Source organism: Nocardia sp. IFM 10818 (genome assembly GCF_054655275.1).
In genome coordinates, this window is sequence record NZ_BAAHJH010000001.1 from 5,688,831 (window position 1) to 5,706,321 (window position 17,491).

General features: G+C 68.7%; 14 protein-coding genes. 3 read left to right on the plus strand and 11 right to left on the minus strand.

Features of this window, described 5'->3' with window-relative positions:
• Nucleotides 1-67 precede the first annotated feature (67 nt).
• From ACYQ5L_RS26525 to ACYQ5L_RS26540, 4 genes are all read right to left on the minus strand, one after another.
• Nucleotides 68-3,349, minus strand: a complete 3,282-nt coding sequence (locus ACYQ5L_RS26525; protein WP_459960991.1) for a WXG100-like domain-containing protein — start codon at nucleotides 3,347-3,349, stop codon at nucleotides 68-70.
• Nucleotides 3,350-3,355: 6 nt separating this feature from the next.
• Nucleotides 3,356-3,673: a WXG100 family type VII secretion target gene (locus tag ACYQ5L_RS26530; protein WP_459960992.1), complete on the minus strand. Its 318-nt coding sequence runs from the start codon at nucleotides 3,671-3,673 to the stop codon at nucleotides 3,356-3,358.
• Nucleotides 3,674-3,876: 203 nt separating this feature from the next.
• The gene (locus tag ACYQ5L_RS26535) at nucleotides 3,877-4,374 is read right to left on the minus strand and encodes a WKL family lipoprotein (RefSeq protein ID WP_459960993.1); all 498 of its coding nucleotides are present in this window, start codon (nucleotides 4,372-4,374) and stop codon (nucleotides 3,877-3,879) included.
• A gap of 201 nt (nucleotides 4,375-4,575) precedes the next feature.
• Nucleotides 4,576-5,898, minus strand: coding sequence for a DNA polymerase IV (locus ACYQ5L_RS26540; protein WP_459963551.1), 1,323 nt, complete (start codon nucleotides 5,896-5,898; stop codon nucleotides 4,576-4,578).
• 257 nt (nucleotides 5,899-6,155) lie between these two features.
• On the opposite strand from ACYQ5L_RS26540, the gene ACYQ5L_RS26545 reads away from it, so the two are divergent.
• Nucleotides 6,156-7,031, plus strand: a complete 876-nt coding sequence (locus ACYQ5L_RS26545) for a UTP--glucose-1-phosphate uridylyltransferase (RefSeq protein WP_459960994.1) — start codon at nucleotides 6,156-6,158, stop codon at nucleotides 7,029-7,031.
• Nucleotides 7,032-7,044: 13 nt separating this feature from the next.
• Here the strand turns inward: ACYQ5L_RS26545 and ACYQ5L_RS26550 are convergent, their stop codons facing one another.
• The 3 genes from ACYQ5L_RS26550 to ACYQ5L_RS26560 all read right to left on the minus strand — a co-directional run bounded on the left by ACYQ5L_RS26550 (nucleotide 7,045) and on the right by ACYQ5L_RS26560 (nucleotide 9,750).
• Nucleotides 7,045-7,992: an SMP-30/gluconolactonase/LRE family protein gene (locus ACYQ5L_RS26550; protein ID WP_459960995.1), complete on the minus strand. Its 948-nt coding sequence runs from the start codon at nucleotides 7,990-7,992 to the stop codon at nucleotides 7,045-7,047.
• A gap of 139 nt (nucleotides 7,993-8,131) precedes the next feature.
• Complete coding sequence (locus tag ACYQ5L_RS26555) at nucleotides 8,132-9,115, minus strand: hypothetical protein (protein WP_459960996.1); 984 nt, start codon at nucleotides 9,113-9,115, stop codon at nucleotides 8,132-8,134.
• 167 nt (nucleotides 9,116-9,282) lie between these two features.
• The gene (locus tag ACYQ5L_RS26560) at nucleotides 9,283-9,750 is read right to left on the minus strand and encodes a MarR family winged helix-turn-helix transcriptional regulator (protein WP_459960997.1); all 468 of its coding nucleotides are present in this window, start codon (nucleotides 9,748-9,750) and stop codon (nucleotides 9,283-9,285) included.
• A gap of 56 nt (nucleotides 9,751-9,806) precedes the next feature.
• Between ACYQ5L_RS26560 and ACYQ5L_RS26565 the strand changes: the two genes are divergently transcribed.
• A complete protein-coding gene (locus ACYQ5L_RS26565) occupies nucleotides 9,807-10,856 on the plus strand; it encodes a hypothetical protein (RefSeq protein WP_459960998.1) in 1,050 nt (349 codons plus the stop codon).
• A 4-nt stretch (nucleotides 10,857-10,860) separates the two neighbouring features.
• Here the strand turns inward: ACYQ5L_RS26565 and ACYQ5L_RS26570 are convergent, their stop codons facing one another.
• Nucleotides 10,861-11,403: a TetR/AcrR family transcriptional regulator gene (locus tag ACYQ5L_RS26570; protein WP_459960999.1), complete on the minus strand. Its 543-nt coding sequence runs from the start codon at nucleotides 11,401-11,403 to the stop codon at nucleotides 10,861-10,863.
• A 103-nt stretch (nucleotides 11,404-11,506) separates the two neighbouring features.
• On the opposite strand from ACYQ5L_RS26570, the gene ACYQ5L_RS26575 reads away from it, so the two are divergent.
• Nucleotides 11,507-11,920, plus strand: coding sequence for an organic hydroperoxide resistance protein (locus tag ACYQ5L_RS26575; protein WP_459961000.1), 414 nt, complete (start codon nucleotides 11,507-11,509; stop codon nucleotides 11,918-11,920).
• A 6-nt stretch (nucleotides 11,921-11,926) separates the two neighbouring features.
• Here the strand turns inward: ACYQ5L_RS26575 and ACYQ5L_RS26580 are convergent, their stop codons facing one another.
• From ACYQ5L_RS26580 to ileS, 3 genes are all read right to left on the minus strand, one after another.
• A complete protein-coding gene (locus ACYQ5L_RS26580; protein WP_459961001.1) occupies nucleotides 11,927-12,412 on the minus strand; it encodes an NlpC/P60 family protein in 486 nt (161 codons plus the stop codon).
• 207 nt (nucleotides 12,413-12,619) lie between these two features.
• Nucleotides 12,620-13,894: an MFS transporter gene (locus ACYQ5L_RS26585; RefSeq protein WP_459963552.1), complete on the minus strand. Its 1,275-nt coding sequence runs from the start codon at nucleotides 13,892-13,894 to the stop codon at nucleotides 12,620-12,622.
• A 337-nt stretch (nucleotides 13,895-14,231) separates the two neighbouring features.
• A complete protein-coding gene (gene ileS, locus ACYQ5L_RS26590) occupies nucleotides 14,232-17,414 on the minus strand; it encodes an isoleucine--tRNA ligase (RefSeq protein ID WP_459961002.1) in 3,183 nt (1,060 codons plus the stop codon).
• Nucleotides 17,415-17,491 lie beyond the last annotated feature (77 nt).

A 17,491-nucleotide genomic window follows, 5' to 3' on the forward strand; every position in this document is an offset into this window, starting at 1 on the left:
AAACCCACCCACCCGACCCCCTCCACCCGCACCCCGGTGCACCCGAACGCACGGCGCGGCTCCCGGTTCAGGCCCGATCCGACGGCCCAGGGTACGCCGGAACCTCCGGCTCCACCGGCAGCTCAGGCCGCGGTGGTTCAGGACAAGTAGGCGGCGCCGGGTCCGTCGGCGGCCCAGGGTCCGTCGGCAGCTCCGGCTCGGGTTCTGGTTCCGGCTCCGGCTCCGGCTCCGGCTCCGGCTCCGGCTCCGGCTCCGGCTCAGGTTCTGGCTCGGGGTCAGGTTCCGGCTCGGGTTCTGGTTCCGGCTCGGGCTCGGGCTCGGGCTCAGGTTCCGGCTCAGGCTCAGGTTCCGGCTCGGGGTCAGGTTCCGGCTCGGGCTCAGGCTCGGGCTCAGGCTCGGGCTCAGGTTCCGGCTCGGGCTCAGGTTCCGGCTCGGGCTCGGGCTCAGGTTCCGGCTCCGGCTCCGGCTCGGGTTCTGGTTCCGGTTCAGGCTCGGGCTCAGGCTCAGGCTCCGGCTCAGGTTCCGGCTCGGGCTCCGGCTCCGGCTCGGGCTCCGGCTCAGGTTCCGGCTCGGGCTCCGGCTCCGGCTCCGGCTCCGGCTCCGGCTCGGGCTCCGGCTCCGGCTCGGGTACCGGCTTCTGCTTTGGCTTCCAGACACTCTCGTCCGGGGCGGCCGGTGCCTCATACGGAGGCGCGGCTGGAACTACGTCGGGAGGGGTGTACCGCGGGGTGTACGGAATCTGCGAGGTCGTGCTCGGCACCCACTGATTCGGGTTGCGGGCGGGCGTCTGCTCCCCGTCGGCATCCGGCAGCGCCGCACCCTCCGGTGTCTGCTCACCGCCCGGGTCGGGCGTGTGCGCGGGCTCGGGCGTCGATTCGCCTTCCGAAGTCTGCTCGCTGGTGGTGGAGCGGGCCGGGGCGGAGGGTTCCGGGGCGGTCGTATCGAGGCCGGGTTGGTGCTCGGGCACACCGGCGCGCGGTTGGGGCGCACGGGATTCCGGGATGGACGGGCGAGGAGTGCTGCCGTCCGCGCCCTTGGGCGGGGACGACTGCTGGCGGCCGTCGCCGGAGGTCGAGCGATGTTCGGACACACCGGAAACCGGGCCGCGATTCTCCGACCCGGTCGCCGGACGGGAGCCGGATTCGCCGGCAGCCGACCCGGCCGGGGCGAACGGCTGTCCGGCCGGCACCGCGGCCGGGGCCGTGGCTCCCGCCGGAGCGGTCGGCGAATTCCGTTCGGCCACACCGGAATCACTGTCGGCACCGGCGCGCGGCCGTTCGGCCGAACCGTCAGAATTGCCAACGGAAGGCCGCTCTGCCAAACCGTCGGAACTGCCGACGGAAGGCCGCTCTGCCAGGCCGTCAGGATCGCCGACAGAAGGCCGCTCTGCCAACCCATCCGGCTTGATGGCAGACGGTTGCTCGGCAATGCCGTCCGGCTTCCCCGTGCTGGGCTGCTCGGTCACACCACCGGGCCGACCGGCATTCGACTGCTCTCCGGCGGGCCGACCGACATTCTCCTGTGGACCATCCGGACGGCCTGCATTCTCCGGCGGACCATCCGGACGGCTCGCGTTATCGGACACGGGCTCGGCTCGACTCGAATTCTCGGGTGCGCCTTCAGGTTTCGGCGAGATATCCGGCTCGCCGTCCGGACGGATCGCGTTCTCCGAGGCAGGCTGCGACTGTTCCAGAGCGGACTGTGGGTTCTCCTGGGTGGTTTCCGTTCCGGCCGAGGGCTGTTCGGGCGTTGCGCTCTTGTCGCCGGGGGAATCCGGCTGCTGCGCCGACGGCGGCTCGCCGGATTCCGGGGCGGACTCGCGCGGTGCGGCCGGGGTCGATTCGTCGCCCTGGTTTCCCGTGGATGGGGCCTCGGATTCCTTGGGACCTGCGGAGATATGGGGGCCCCGGTCCTCCCGAGTCGGGGACGAACCGGCATCGCCGCCTTCGGGAGCGCCAGCGCGCGGCTGCTCACCCGAATCGGCTTGGTTGGCACCGTTGTTGGCGGATTCGCCTGCGCGCGACTGGCCGCCGGTTCCGTTCTGGCCACCAGCATTTGACTGGCCACCCGCACTCGACTGGCCACCTGTGCTCGACTGCCCACCGCCGTTCGACTGCCCGCCAGCGTTCAACTGCCCGCCGGTACTCGACTGGCCGCCAGAATGCGACTGGCCACCGGCGTTAGGTTGCCCGCTGGTGTTCGGGTCGCCGCCGGTGGTCCGATTGCCGGGGGCGTTGTGGCCGTTTGCGCCGTTCTGGCCGCCGGTGGCGGTCTGGCCGCCCGTATTCGGCTGGGCGCCAAGGTTGTTCGCGGTGGAGGCGGGAGTTCGGGTTTCGCCGCCGGTGGTGGGTCTGGCGGGGCTGCTGCCGTCCGGGTCGCCGAAGCCTGCGGCGCCGGGGCCGTGGTAGCCGGGGATGCCGGGGCCCGAGCCGGGGTGGGGGCGGGTGCGGCCGCCTTTGGCGCCGCCGGAGAGGGCGCCCATGGCGGCGCCGCTGGTGAGGACGCGCGGGTCCCAGGTGCTGGGGTCCATGGTCATGCCGTTGAAGAGGCCGCCGCCCACGTAGGAGGCTACGGCGCCGACCATGCCCGCGCCCGCGCCGACGGCCGCGCCGCGGAGGGCCTTGTCCCATGGGGACATTGCGGGGTTGATCTTGGCTAGCTTGCCCAGTTTGTCGCCGGCGGGGCCGCCCGCCGCACCGGCGATGGCGGCGGTGTAGGCGGTGGTGCCGATGCGCTGCCAGTCGACGTTCTTGCGGTGGCCGACGGCCTGTTGATAGAGCTGTATGCCGAGGTCTTGGCCGACGCCGAGCACGGTGCTGATCATGACGTGTTTGGCGAGGAACTTCGCCAGGGCGGCGGGGGCCATTTTGGCCACGTGGACGAGGGCGCGTTTGAGGCCCAGCTGCGCGAGCTGGCGAATGCCTATGCGGGTGGCCGCGATTGCGGCGGCTTCGACGGCGGGGGCGGTGGGCGGGAAGATCCAGGCCAGGGCGATCTCGGCGGCCAGCATGATCAGGGAGGTGACGATGAGGATCTTGGTGTACTCGATCTCGGTGGCCAGGCCATCGGCGCCGTCGGCCACCAGGTCGAGGACGCGGGCGAATTCCTCGACCGATTGCGGGCCGTCGACCAGTTTGTCGAGGGCTTCGACGATCTTCTCGACGCCTTCACCCCAGGGGTAGGCGTCGACCGTGGCCGACTTGGCATCCTCGATCTCGTCCAGGAGATCACGCAATTCGGTTGCGGCCGTGCGCCAGTCACTTGCCAGCGCCCACATCCGGTCTTCGTCGCCCTCGGGCCAGTCGGAACCGGCGACCCAGCCGAGAACGTCGGGCAGATCGACACTCAACGCGATTCAGTTCCGCCCGAAGCCCTGACCGTTACGCTTGTCCATCCCGGCCAATAAGGTGGCCGCGTCCCTCTGGCCGTCGGCGTAGGACTTGAATGTCGTTGCGAGCTTGCCGAATCCGTCCTTCAGATTCTCGTGCGCGGTCAGATAGCCCTGGTCGCCGTCGGCGAAGCTCGCGCCGTAACTGTCATTGCCCCACGGCTGCCCCTTGCCCGCCAGCGCGCCCTCCAGCTTGCTGAAGATGCCGTTCACCCGATCATGCAGCGCCTGCATCTTCCCTGCGGCGGAACGCAACCGCTCCGGTGTGGCACCGACCTTCGACACGACCCGTCACCCTCCTGACACGAAACAAGAGCATGACGATCACATGACGCGAACCCGGCCGGTAAGAGACGCGAACCCGATTTAACGGGAATCTGATATGCCCTGCGGCGCACAGCTTCTCGCCTTGACGGGTTGTTTACGCCGCGAAAACGCGAACGGGCCCGTCACTCCCACGCGGGGAGTGCGGGCCCGTAGCGAGCGAACTACGCGCAGGCCGGGGAGGTCTGGTTGGCCAGCGACAGGGTGTTGCAGATCCATTCCTTCTGGACCTTCCACTTGCCGTCCTCGGCCACGAACGGAACCACGACCTGGTTCGGCGCGCCGCCGTTGATGGAGACCGTGCCGTCGGCGGTGATGGTGCCGTTGCCCAGGTCGGTCACACCGGTGACCGTGATGGCGGCGCCGTTCTGCTTGTACGCCTCGGCCAGGCGGGAGGGCAGGCTCGGGTCGGCCGACACGCCCTGCATCATGTCCAGCTTCTCCGCGTCCGGAACGTTCGGATCCAGCGCCTTCTGCAGTTCAGCATTGAGATCCGCCACCGTCGGGGCCGGCGGGTACTGGGCGTTGGCGGTGGTCTTCGCGGTGGTGGTCTTGGACGGCTTGGTTTCCGTCTTGTCACCACTGCCACACGCGGACAGCCCGAGTGCGGTGGCCACAGCCAGGGTGGCGACCGCGATTCGTCCAGTCTTCTGAAGCTTCAACTGCTCGTCCTTTGCGTTCGAGTAGGTCCGTCGGACAACGATGGGTCAGGCTACCAACGAGGGTGCCAGTCAGCCGACTCCGTAGGGGCTGGCGCGCCACTTTCAGGCCGAATCCTCATAATTGGCGCATCCGCGCCTTAAAAGAGGGGGACTTCTCAGGGGCAAGCCCCCGAAACCCCAAGTGGGAAGAGGGTGGGGTGCTCAGCGAAGGCTGCCGAGCGGGTCCGCTTTGCGCAGTTCCGGGTCGTCGGCGGCGAAGGTTCGAGCCGGTCCCGGGCCGGTGGATCGGGTTTCGAATCTGACGGTCACCACGCCGTGACCTGCGCCTTGCACCCATCCGTGGCCGTATTCCGGATGCTCGACATCGAGTCCGGGATACCAGTTTTGGGTGGTATAGGAACGGGTCGCGGGCGGCACCTCCGGCTCCGGGCCGAGGGCCAGGCCCAGGGTGGGTTCTTCGGAGACGGATTCGGTGTCGACGGTTTGGTCGAGTTCGGGGAACAGCGATTCCTGGCGAATCTCGGACAAACCAGCAAAACCCACGCCTACCAGGCGAATCGGACCCAGCTCGGCCGGATCGAGGGCCGAGCGCTGGGCGGCGGCGGTGAGCGTGGCCAGATCCTCGGTGGCGTAAGGGAGGGTGGACGAGCGGGTCACGATGCTCATATCCGCCTTCTTGAGTTTGAGCACCACGGTGCGCGCGGCGCGGCCGTCCTCGATGAGCCGCCGGTGCGCGGAGACCGCCATGGCGTCGATGGCGGGGCGCAATTGCGGGAGCGTGACGATATCGGTCTCGTAGGTGGTTTCGGCGCTGATCTGTTTGGCCTCGGTGCGTTCGGCCACCGGATTGTCGTCGATGCCGCGGGCCAGGCGGTGCAGGCTGACGCCGATGGCCCCGCCCAGAATGGACACCACTTCCGATTCCGGCAGCGCGGCCAGCGCCCCCACGGTCTCGATACCCAGAGTGCGCAAACGGCTTTCGGTCACCGGTCCGACTCCCCACAGCTTGCGCACCGGCAGCGCCGCCAGGAACTCCTGCTGCTCATCGGGCGAGATCACCCGCACCCCATCGGGTTTCGCCATGCCGGAGGCGATCTTGGCGAGCTGTTTGCCGCTGCCCGCCCCCACCGAGGACACCAACCCGGTGCGCTCCCGCACCACCGCCCGCAGTTCCTCACAGAATTCCAGCACCCGATCCGCGGTGGCCCCGGCCAATTCCGCCGGCTCCCCGAACGCCTCGTCGAACGACAGCGTCTCCAGCACCGGTATCCGCTCCCGCAGCGTGTCGAACACCTGCCCGCTGAGCTCGGCGTACACCGCCCCGCGCGGCGGCACGATCACGCCCTTCACCCCGACCAGCCGCCGCGCCTGATGCATGGGCATGGCCGAGCGCGCCCCGTACACCCGCGCCTCGTAGCTGGCCCCCGCCACCACGCCGCGCCCACCCATGCCGCCCACCAGCACCGGCCGCCCCCGCAGGGTCGGCCTGGTCAGCTGCTCGACGGAGGCGAAGAACGCGTCCATATCGATGTGCAGCACCCACCGCCGCCCGGCCCGGCCGCCCCCTGGGAACGCACCGCCCGGGGCTGGGAGCCGACTTCCGATCCACTGTGAATCCAATACCGCGCCACCCCGCTGAACAGCCCCCGCGCCGGCCCCCGAATGCGCGCTCCGACCAGGCGATATGCGCTCCTCGGCAGGGTGGGCAGGGGTGTTCACAGTGCCGAATCTACGCGCGACTACCGACAGGTTGGTCCTCCCAGGTGTGTGATGATCGGGTTATGACGATTCGCAAGGCCGTGATCCCCGCCGCCGGTATCGGCTCCCGTCTGCTCCCGCTGACCAAGGCGATCCCCAAGGAAATGCTCCCGGTCGGCGACAAACCGGTCATCGAGCACACGGTTCGCGAACTGGTCGCCTCCGGCATCACCGATATCACCATTGTCGTCAGCGGCGGAAAGTCCTTGATCGAGGACCATTTCCGCCCCAATCCCGCCCTGGTCGCCCAGTTGCGCTCCGACGGCAAGGACGCCTACGCCGACGCCGTGCAAGAGGTCAGTGATCTGGGCCGCCTCGGTCACATCACCTACCTCGACCAGCACGGCCCGTACGGCAATGGCACCCCCGTCCTCAATGCCGCCCGCAACCTGGGCGACGAACCCATGCTGGTGCTCTGGCCCGACGACGTCTTCGTCGCCGACGTGCCGCGCGCCCAGCAGCTCATCGACGCCTACGAGAAGACCGGCGCGCCCGTACTGGCCCTGCTGCCCATGGATCCGTCGGAATCCCAGCGCTACGGCGTGCCCGTGGTGGAGGAGACGGTCACCGAGGGCCTCATGCGCATCAGCGGCCTGAAGGAGAAGCCCAAGCCGGCCGACGCCCCCTCGGCGTTCGCGGCCATCGGCGGTTATGTGGTCACCCCGGGCATCATCGAGGAGCTGCGCCGCCAGGTCGACAACTGGTACACCCACCGCACCGGCGAGGTGTACCTGACCGATGCCATCAATATCTTCGCCGCCGACAATCCGGTGTACGGCCAGGTGATTCGCGGCCGCTGGTACGACACCGGCAATCCGGCCGACTATCTGGTGGCCCAATTCGCCTCCGCGCTGGCGCATCCCGAGTACGGCCCGCTGCTGCGCCAGCTCTGCCTCTGAGATTTCCCGGCGGTCAGGGCACGGCCAGGATGAACACCTGATCGTCGGGAATCGAGGCCACCCACAGCGCCTTGTCGCCGGGCGCCAACTGGATGTCCGCCGGACCACGCAGGCCGGCGGGCACCGGAATCCGCTGCACCTCGGTACCGTCAGGTTTGTAGATGGTGATGACACCGGCGCTGTCGTCGGCCGAAACCCAGTCGGACACCACGAGATTCCCGTCCCGCAGGATCTGCACGCCGTCGAGGATGCCGTGCACGGTCCCGACCTTGCGCATCACCACCGGCGCGGGGCCGAGTTCGACGGCCCACAGCTCGCCGCCCTGGTTCTGCGCACCCGCCGCGGCCACGTAGGCGAGCCCGCCGGAGTTGTCGATCGCGATCCCGTTCGCGCCCGGTATCCCGTCGGCGAGGGTCTCGAACTTCCGGTTGGCCAGATCGAGGGTGTGCACCTCCCCGCGCGCGGAATCGGTGACCAGCAGCGTGCCCGGATCGCGCACCGCGATGTCATTGAGCAGGCTCGGCGCGTCACCCTCCACGGTGGCCTCGAAGACCTGCGCGAAGGTGTCGAGATCGAAGCCCACCACCCGATCGATATCGGCCACGAAGACGGTGTGGTCGATCGACGCCATCCCCTTGGGCGCGTTCAAGGGCGGATCCCCGGGCCGCGGCACCACCTTGCTGTTCAGCGCGGACCCATCGGATTTCAGTTCGGAGACGAACCCGTTCCCGTCCTTCGCCAGCGGATCCGGCGCACCCATATTCGAGACGAACCACCGATCCCCCACCGGCAGCGAGCTTTCCGGCGACACGAACCCCGCCAGTACTGTGGCCTCGGCCGAGCCCATGGTGGCGGGCACCGTCTTCTCGACGCCCGCCCCATTGCACCCGAGCACCGCGCCGGCCAGCACCAGCACGCCGCAGCCGGCGACGGTCCGCCGGAGGGAACCCTGGACGTCCATTCGATCCTCGCTCTCACTCGAACCGATCACCGCCCAGTGCGGCGTAGCCACCCTATGCAGCGCGCGGACACCGCCGTCGGACCGACACACCCGGCCGAACGGCACGTCCGTCCCGGCCGAGGACTCGGAACGCCGCAGCTCAGGGCAGCGGGACGATGACGACCCGGTTGTCGGGCATAGCTGGAATCCACGCGTTCCGCGCCGTCGCATCGAGCGCGAAATCGGCGGGCCCGTGCGTGTTCTCGGGCAACTGCACCGCCGCCACCAGCGCGCCGTCCGGCCCGTACACGGTCATCGCGCCGGGCGTCTCGCCCGCCGAGACCCAGTCCGAGACGACCAGATTCCCATTGGCCAGCACCGCGATTCCGTCGAGCACCCCGTGCACCGCGCCGACCCGCTGCGGCGCGGCCGGGCGCTGGGCGAGGTCGAGCCGCCACACGTCGCCGCCGCGGAAATCGGCGCCCGTCCCGGCCACGTAGGCCGCCGCCCCCGCCGCGTCCACGGCGAGCCCGTTCGCGCCCGGGATGCCGGTGGCGAGCGGTTCGAACAGGCGGGTCTCGGTGTCGAGCAGGTACACGATCCCGCGCAGCGAATCGCTGACCAGCAGCGTGTGCGGATTCAGCAGCGCCAGATCGTTGAGCAGCGCGGGCTCCTCGCCGGTCACGACCGCCTCGAACACCTGCCCGTGGGTGTCCATGTCATAGCCCACCACCCGGTCGATATCGGCCACGAACACCCGATTGTCGGTGTAGGTCATGCCTTTGGGCGCGTGCAGCGGCGGATCGCCGGGTCGCGGCATGGCGCGGCGCGCGGTCACCGTCCCGGCCGAGTTGAGTTCGGTGAGGAAGCCGTCGCCGTCCTCGGCCACCGGCTCGGCCTGCGGGCCGATATTGGAGATGAACCACCGGTCGCCCGCGAACAGCACGCTTTCCGGTGTCGAGAAGCCCTCGAGCGCACCGGCCTTGGACACCGTCCCCGGACCGGCATTGGCCGTCGGGGCCTCGTCCGCGGCCTTGCCGCATCCCGCCACGGCCGCGAGCAGCACCAGCGCGCCGAACCCGGCCGCCATCCGCCCGCGTGTTCTCCAACCAGCTCCGGCACGAACGTCCGATCGATCGGACATGACGTCAACCTTCCAGCGGAGGGTACTGCCCACCTCTCGGGGCTCTCGGGGGCCGCGCCCCGAACCCCGCCTCACCCCGACCGGCGAGACGGCATCAGTCTAACCAGACCGGTACTACGAACCGACCGAAATTCATTGAACTACAACTAGTTTCGTACACATATCAACTATTCGTCGGCGGCGTTGTAGCGCATCAGATAACCCGCGAAGCGAGCTATGTCCGCATCATCCCAATCCTGGAGCCGATCGGCGAAGGCGTCGGCCCGGCTGCGCGCCGCGGCGCGGGCGATCCGGCGGCCCTCCGGGGTGGCGCGCAGCACATGATTGCGGCGATTGGCCGGATCGATCTCCCTGATCAGGTAGCCCTCCTGTTCGAGCGCCGCCACCTGCCGGCTCACCGTGGACTTGTCCAGGTGATAGTGCCCGGCCAGATCCGCCGCCAGGCAGCCGTCCCGCTCGATCACGAGATCGAGAATGCTCGACGCCACCAGCGACAGCTCCGGATGCAGTTCGGTGGCCCGCCCGCGAGCGCGCCGGGCGAAGGCGGTGAGCTCGCGCTGAATGGCTTGAATGGCCTGGTCCCGTCCGGCCGGCGCGGCCTCGGCCCGGCCCGGGAATACCGCGTCCGTCTCCATAGTTGTAGACTACAACCCTTACATGGTTGCATTTACCAACTATTCGGAGTGAATCTATGGCCTCGCATCAGATCCGGCATGTCGCCACCCATCTGCTGACCCCGCTGCTCATGTGCCTGGGCATGGGCCTGGCATATCTCGGCGCCTTCCATCAGCCCGAGCCCAATCAACTGGCGATCGCGGTGGTCGGCGAGGCGCCGCAGGATCTGGTGCTGGCGCAGACACTGAAGGACGAGGGCGGCAAGGCGCTCGACGTCATCACCGTGCCCAGCCGCGACGCGGCCGTCGCCCAGCTGCGCGACCGCGATCTGGCTGGCGCGTTCGTCCCCGACGCACAGCGTCCCGAACTGCTGATCGCCTCGGCCGGATCCGATACCACCGCCATGGCCGTGGAAACCTTGTTCCACAGGGTCACCGCCCAGCAGGGCGTGCCGCTGACCGTCACCGACATCGTCACCCCGAGCCCCGGCGATCCGACGGCGCAGGGCATCTTCTTCCTCCTGGTGGCCCTGAGCATCGGCTCCTACGGCAGCGTGGCCGCCATCGGCGCCGCGGGCGCCTGCCTGCCCATGTGGATCCGCGCCCTGTTCGGCCTGGCCACCTCGCTCATCGTGAGCCTCATCGGCCTGGCCGTGGCGGGCCCGGTCTTCCATGTGGTCGACCATGATCTCGGCGCCGTCTGGGCCATGTCCTGGCTCTACTCCGCGGGCATCCTGGCCATCGGCATCGGCCTGCACACCTTCCTGAAGCGCTGGACCACCCTGGCCATGATGGCGCTGTTCGTCATGCTGAACTTCACCACCTCCGGCGGCGTCTACAGCCCGATGCTGCAGAACGACTTCTTCGGTGCGCTGCACGGCTTCTGGACCGGCGCGGGCTTCGTCGAGGGCGCGCGCAGCCTGCTCTACTTCGACGGCGTCGGCCTAGGCTCGCGCCTGGCGAGCCTGTTCCTGTGGCTGGCAGCGGGTCTGGTGCTCATCGTCGCCGCCCACTTCACCGAAAAGCGCCGGGCCGCAAGCGACTCCACTCCGGCCGAGCCGAAGCACGCGGCCCCGGAGGCCGAGGAGGCGGCCGAAGAGGAAATGGAAGAGGCGGTCGGCGTCTAGGGATTCAGCGCCGGATATTCAACTGCGACAAGGCCGTCCGCACACCCGCGCGGACGGTCTCGCCGTCCCCCACGGCGCCGCTGATCGTCACGCCGTCGCGCGTCAGCAGCAGCGCGCGGGCGGCGTCCTCGGCGTCCTCGTGCCCGGCGGCGCGCAAGCGTTCCGCCATGAGATCGCGGAACCAGGCGCGATATTCGTCGACCACCTGCCGCACCGCATGGTCGGGCCTGGGGAATTCGACCGCCGCGTTGAGGAACGGGCACCCGCGGAATCCGGGACCGCGGCTGAGCTCGCTGAGCGTCTCGAAGATGGCGATGATTCCGTCCACGCCCTGCTCCGGCACCGCCTCCAAATTGCCGCGCTGCCGCGCGTATTCGCGCGTCAGATAGGCGACGACCAGGTCTTCCTTGGTCTTGAAGTGCCGGTAGAAGGTGGCCTTGGCGATCCCGGCCTCGGCAATGATCCGGTCGATGCCCACGGTGTGGATGCCCTCGGCGTAGAACAGCCGCGTCGCGGTGTCCAGCAGCCGGTCGCGTGCCTCGCTCATGCGCGCTCCTCTCCGGATCGAATCGCGCTATTGACGATAGCAGACAGGTCTGTCTACCCTGAGCTCCGGACGTGAACAGACAAGTCTGTCTAGGAGGAACGCAATGACCACTCTCTTCACCTCTTCCGCCACCTCGGTCGGCCGCGAGGGCCGCTCGGTCAGCTCCGACGGGTACCTCGATCTGAAGCTGGCCCAGCCGAAGTCGGTCGGGGGCAGTGGCGACGGCACCAACCCGGAGCAGCTGTTCGCGGTCGGCTACTCGGCCTGCTTCGCCGGCGCGCTGCAGGCCGTCGCCAAGAACCAGGGCGTCGACCCGGGCGACACCTCCGTCACCGCGGATGTCAGCCTGCACAAGTCGGAGGAGACCGGCTTCTCCATCTCCGTCGTGCTGCACGTCGAGCTGCCGGAGGAGCTGAAGAACGACAAGGGCCGGGCCCTCGTCGAGGCCGCCCACCAGGTGTGCCCGTACTCCAAGGCCACCCGGGGCAATATCCCCGTGGAACTCGTTGTGGAGTAAGCGAACTCAGTAGAAGCGGCGAATATCGTAGATCTCGAACTGCGCCAGCGGGGTCAGTCCCACCGGGACTCCCCAGGTCGGCGCATTGAGCACCTGCCCGCCTCCCGCGTAGATGCCGACGTGGGAGGCGTCGCCATTGAGGATCACCACATCACCGGGCTGCAGCGCGCCGAGCGGGACCTCGAGTCCGGCCCGGGCCTGCTGCCAGGTGGTCCGGGGCATATCGATGCCGACGCTGCGATAGGCCCACTGCACCAGCCCGGAGCAGTCCCAGGCGTCCGGGCCGACGCCGCCCCATTCGTACCTCTTCCCGGTCTGCGTGGCCGCCACGCCCAGCGCCGCCATGGCGCGCGGGCTGGCCAAGGGCAATTGCGCTGAGCCGCTGGCGCTTCCGGACGCCGAACCGCTGGCGCTGCCGGAGGCGGACCCGCTGCCCGAACCCGTCCCGGAGCCGGTGTCGGCGTGGGACGCGCCCGCCCACAGGGCGGTCACGAGAGTCAGTGCCGCGGTGGTCGTCGCCAATGATGCGCAGCGATGAAGCAGTCTTCGTGCCATGTACTCGCCCCTCGGGTCTACGACCGGAACTAGCGATACAACTCGGAACTGCCGTGACAGAAGTTAGCTATGCGATAGCTGTTCTATCGCAGTTCCGATATTCGGCACAAGAAGACTCGGACTGGCGTGTCCGCCGGACCTACCTCACGCGCGCACCGCGCTCCCCGCGACCACGGGCAGCTCACCGGTGCTGGGCACACCGGTCCCGCGCAGCGACGCACCGACCGTCTCCCGCAGGAATGCCAAGGCCACGAGCCCGACCAGACAGCCGCCGACCATGTACACCGCGGGGAACAGCGTCCACCCGGTGCCGTCGATGACGGCCTCGTTCACCAGCGGCGCGGTACCGCCGAACACGGCCGTGGACACGTTGTAGCCGAGCGCGAAACCGGCGTAGCGGACGTGTGTCGGGAAGATGGCCGGGAAGGTCGCGGTAATGGTGGCCAGCTGCGGGATGTAGAGCAGGCCCAGCACCACGAATCCGAGCACCGCCCACGCGGCGCCCTGCCCCATGAGCGCGTACATCGGGATGGCCAGCACGGCCAGGCCCACCAGCGAGGCGAACCACAGCGGCCGCCGCCCGGTGCTGTCGGAGAGCCGGCCGAAGAACGGCAGCGCCAGCATCATGACCACCTGGCCGATGAGCATCATGGTGGTCGTGGTGGATTCGTCCACGCCGATGGTCTTCTGCAGGTACGTCGGCTGATAGGTGAGCAGCGTGTAGTTCACGATATTGAGCGCCACCACCAGGCCGGCCAGGGTGAGCAGCTCCCGCCGGTATTCGGTGACCAGCACCCGCAGCCCGGTGCGCGGCCGCACCTGCTGCTCCTGCACCTCGGTGAACACCGGCGATTCCGCCAGCCGGTTGCGCAGATACCACCCGATCAGGCCGAGCGGCACGGCCAGCAGGAACGGAATCCGCCAGCCCCACTCGTACATGGCGTCCTTGCCGAGGGCGAGCTGGCAGGCCAGCACCACCGCCGAACCGCCGACGAAACCGCCGAGGGTGCCGAATTCCAGGAAGCTGCCCAGGAAGCCGCGCCGCTTGTCATGGCAGCTCTCCGCGAGGTACGTGGCCGCGCCGCCGTATTCGCCGCCGGTGGAGAAGCCCTGCACCACGCGCAGCGCGATCAGCAGGATGGGCGCGAACACGCCCGCGGTGGCGTGGCTGGGCAGCAGGCCGATGGCGCCGGTGGCCGCGGCCATGAGCAGGATCGTGATGGCGAGCACCGCCTTGCGCCCGATGCGGTCCCCGAGGGGTCCCCACACCATGCCGCCCAGCGGCCGCAGCACGAACGACACCGCGAACCCGAGCATGGTGCCCAGGGTCCCCAGCTCGCCCGGGAAGAACGCGGCCGTGATGTAGGTGGCCGTGGCGGCGTACACGCCGTAGTCGAACCATTCGGTCGCATTGCCCATGGCGGCGGCGGCCACCGAGCGCCTCTGTTGTACGGATTTCGGGTCGCGGGTCGTCACGACGCTCCTCTGCCCTACTAGCGGATAGCGGTGCTCACCGTGGGGCGCACGGCTCACACAGACCCTTCGGTTACCCGCCGGCGTACCCAGCAAACAGCAGCGACCGCGAAGCAACCCCGAAACGGCGCGTTCTACCTGGGGTGTCAAGGGGAATGTGACGTGCACCGCAAAGTCTCAAACGAGACAGGCAAACTCCTGCGACATCGCGACAACGCGGAAGGGGCGAGACCGAATTCGGTCTCGCCCCTTGCGCGGCCTCCGGCGGATGCCGGAATGCGGTTTACGCCTTGGTGACGGATGCCTTTACGCCGCCCACGATCTCGGCCGCCGCCGCGCCCGCGTCACCGAAAGTGAGGCTGGTGGCGAGGATTTCACCGGCGATCAGCTCGCGGTGGGTTTCCGCCCACGCCGCGCGCTCGGCGGGAACCTCCAGGACCACGCTGATGCGGTCCGAGACGTCCAGCCCGAGCGACTTGCGGGTCTCCTGCAGATCGCGGATCAGGTCGCGCGCCCAGCCCTCGGCCTCCAGTTCCTCGGTGACCACCGAATCCAGCACCACCAGACCGGTATTGCCGGGCAGGGCGGCGGTGGACTCCGGTTCGGCGGCCACCAGGCGCTGGGTGTACTCCTCCGGCAGCAGCGCGATGCCGGCGGCGGTGACGGTGCCGTCGGCGGCCTCGCTCCACTGTCCGGCCTTGACCGCCTTGATGACCGTCTGCACGTCCTTGCCGAGGCGCGGACCGGCGGCACGGGCATTGACCACCAGTTCGAAGCGGCCGTGGCTGGCCACATCGGTGGTGAGGTCGACCTTCTTCACATTGACCTCGTCGGCGATCAGATCCACGAAGGGCTGCAAGCGTTCCGCGTCGCCGGCGGCCACGGTCACCTCCGACAGCGGCAGCCGCACCCGCAGGTTCTGCGCCTTGCGCAGGCTCAGCACCGTCGAGCAGACCGTGCGCACCTCGTCCATGGCCGAGACCAGCTCCGGATCCTGCGGCAGCTCGGTGGCGGCGGGCCAGTCGGCCAGATGCACCGAGCGGCCGCCGGTGAGGCCGCGCCAGATCACCTCGGTGATCAGCGGCAGCAGCGGCGCCGCGAGCCGGGTCGTCACCTCGAGCACGGTGTGCAGGGTGTCGATGGCGTCGCGGTCCTCCTCCCAGAAGCGCGAACGCGACCGGCGCACATACCAATTGGTGAGGGCGTCGGCGAAGGAGCGCAGCTCGTCGCAGGCGCCGGCGATATCGTTGACCTCCAGGGCGGCGGTGATGACATCGCGGGTCTGCGCCAGCTTGGCCAGGATGTAGCGGTCCAGCACATGCGTGGAATCCGTGCGCCAGGCACCCGGCTTCGAGGCGTAGAGCTGCAGGAAGGTCCAGGCATTCCACAGCGGCCGCAGCGCATGGCTGACGCCCTCGCGGATACCGCGCTCGGTGACGATGAGGTTGCCGCCGCGCAGGATCGGCGAGGCCATCAGGAACCAGCGCATGGCATCGGAGCCGTCGCGGTCGAAGACCTCGTTCACATCCGGGTAATTGCCCTTGGACTTGGACATCTTCAGCCCGTCGTCGCCCAGCACGATGCCGTGCGCGGCAACGGTTTTGAAGGCCGGCCGGTCGAACAGCGCGGTGGCCAGCACGTGCAGGGTGTAGAACCAGCCGCGGGTCTGGCCGTTGTACTCGACGATGAAGTCGCCCGGATTGTGGCCCGGTTTCGGGTCGCCGCCGGAGTCGCCGTGGCCCCCGTCGAACCACTCCTTGTTCTCGAACGGGTAGTGCACCTGCGCGAACGGCATGGAGCCGGATTCGAACCAGCAGTCGAGCACCTCGGGGGTGCGCCGCATCATCGACTTCCCGGTCGGGTCATCGGGATTCGGGCGCACCAGCTCGTCGATCATGGGCCGGTGCAGATCGGCCGGGCGCACGCCGAAGTCGCGCTCCAGCTCGTCGAGCGAGCCGTACACGTCCACGCGCGGGTAGGCCGGATCGTCGGAAACCCACACGGGGATGGGCGATCCCCAGTACCGGTTGCGGCTGATGTTCCAGTCACGCGCGCCTTCGAGCCACTTGCCGAACTGGCCGTCGCGGATGTGCTCGGGCACCCAGGTGATCTGCTGGTTGAGCTCCACCATGCGGTCGCGGAACTTGGTGACCGCCACGAACCAGGACGGCACCGCCATGTAGATCAGCGGCTGGCCGGAGCGCCAGCTGTGCGGGTAGGAGTGCTCGATGGTCTCGTGCCGCAACAGCTTTCCGGCGGCCTTGAGGTCCTTGATGATGACCGGGTTGGCGTCGAAGACCATGAGGCCCTCGTACGGCGGCACCATGGAGGTGAACTTGCCGCCCGCGTCGAGCGGCTGCACCAGCTCGATGCCGTTGGCGGAGGCCACATCCATGTCCTCCTCACCGAAGGCCGGCGCAAGATGCACGATGCCGGTGCCGGAGTCGGTGGTCACGTAGTCGGCGGTGAGCACGCGGTGCGCGTTCGGGTGGCCGAGGAAGAAGTCGAACGGCGGCCGGTAGCTCAGCCCCGCCAGCGCGGCGCCGGCGTACTCGTGCAGCACCTGGAAGCCGTCGGCCTCCTCGCCCAGTTCCCGGGCGTAGTGCGAGACCCGTTCGGCAGCAAGCAGGTAGCGCTTGCCGTCCTTGCCCCGCACGTGGGCGTAGGTGACGTCGGGATGCACGGCGATGGCCAGGTTGGACGGCAGCGTCCACGGCGTGGTGGTCCAGATGACGGCGTTCGTGCCGTCGAGGGCGGCGAGGGGATGCTCGGCCGGGACCGACAGCACCATGTCCACGGTGACCGCCGGATCCTGGCGCATCTTGTACGCGTCGTCCAGGCGCGTCTCCTGATTGGACAGCGGGGTCTGCTCGTACCAGCTGTAGGGCAGCACCCGGAAGCCCTGATAGATCAAACCCTTGTCGTACAACGACTTGAACGCCCACATGACCGACTCCATGAAGTCGAGGTCGAGGGTTTTGTAGTCGTTGTCGAAGTCCACCCAGCGCGCTTGACGAGTCACATAGTCGCGCCACTCACCGGTGTAGCGGAGTACCGAGGATTTACACGCGGCATTGAATTCCGCCAGCCCCATGGCATCGATCTGTGATTTGTCCGTGATACCGAGCTGCTTCTCCGCTTCGATTTCCGCGGGCAAACCGTGGCAGTCCCAGCCGAATCGGCGTTCGACCTTCTTGCCGCGCATCGTCTGAAATCGTGGGATCAAATCCTTGACATATCCGGTCAGCAGATGACCGTAATGCGGCAAACCATTGGCGAACGGCGGGCCGTCGTAGAAGACGAATTCCTCTGCATCGGAACGGTTCTCGATGCTGGCACGGAAGGTGTCGTCGGCGGCCCAGTAGGCGAGCACGCGCTGTTCGAGCTCGGGGAAGTTCACCTGCCCGCTGGAAGCGCCCAGGTCGGCGCGCGGGTAGGCATTGGGGGTCGGGGTCTCGCCGGCCACGGCGTCGGTCTCCTCGTGCCAGTAGTGGGCACGGGGACGATCTCGGCGCCGGTGCGCCGGTACCGCGGTACCACCCC

Coding starts and splice junctions, on each gene's coding strand:
- ACYQ5L_RS26540 (WP_459963551.1), bottom strand. CDS start 5,898: ATGGACGCGTTCTTCGCCTCCGTCGAGCAGCTGACCAGGCCGACCCTG.
- ACYQ5L_RS26545 (WP_459960994.1), top strand. CDS start 6,156: ATGACGATTCGCAAGGCCGTGATCCCCGCCGCCGGTATCGGCTCCCGT.
- ACYQ5L_RS26550 (WP_459960995.1), bottom strand. CDS start 7,992: ATGGACGTCCAGGGTTCCCTCCGGCGGACCGTCGCCGGCTGCGGCGTG.
- ACYQ5L_RS26555 (WP_459960996.1), bottom strand. CDS start 9,115: ATGTCCGATCGATCGGACGTTCGTGCCGGAGCTGGTTGGAGAACACGC.
- ACYQ5L_RS26560 (WP_459960997.1), bottom strand. CDS start 9,750: ATGGAGACGGACGCGGTATTCCCGGGCCGGGCCGAGGCCGCGCCGGCC.
- ACYQ5L_RS26565 (WP_459960998.1), top strand. CDS start 9,807: ATGGCCTCGCATCAGATCCGGCATGTCGCCACCCATCTGCTGACCCCG.
- ACYQ5L_RS26570 (WP_459960999.1), bottom strand. CDS start 11,403: ATGAGCGAGGCACGCGACCGGCTGCTGGACACCGCGACGCGGCTGTTC.
- ACYQ5L_RS26575 (WP_459961000.1), top strand. CDS start 11,507: ATGACCACTCTCTTCACCTCTTCCGCCACCTCGGTCGGCCGCGAGGGC.
- ACYQ5L_RS26585 (WP_459963552.1), bottom strand. CDS start 13,894: ATGGGCAATGCGACCGAATGGTTCGACTACGGCGTGTACGCCGCCACG.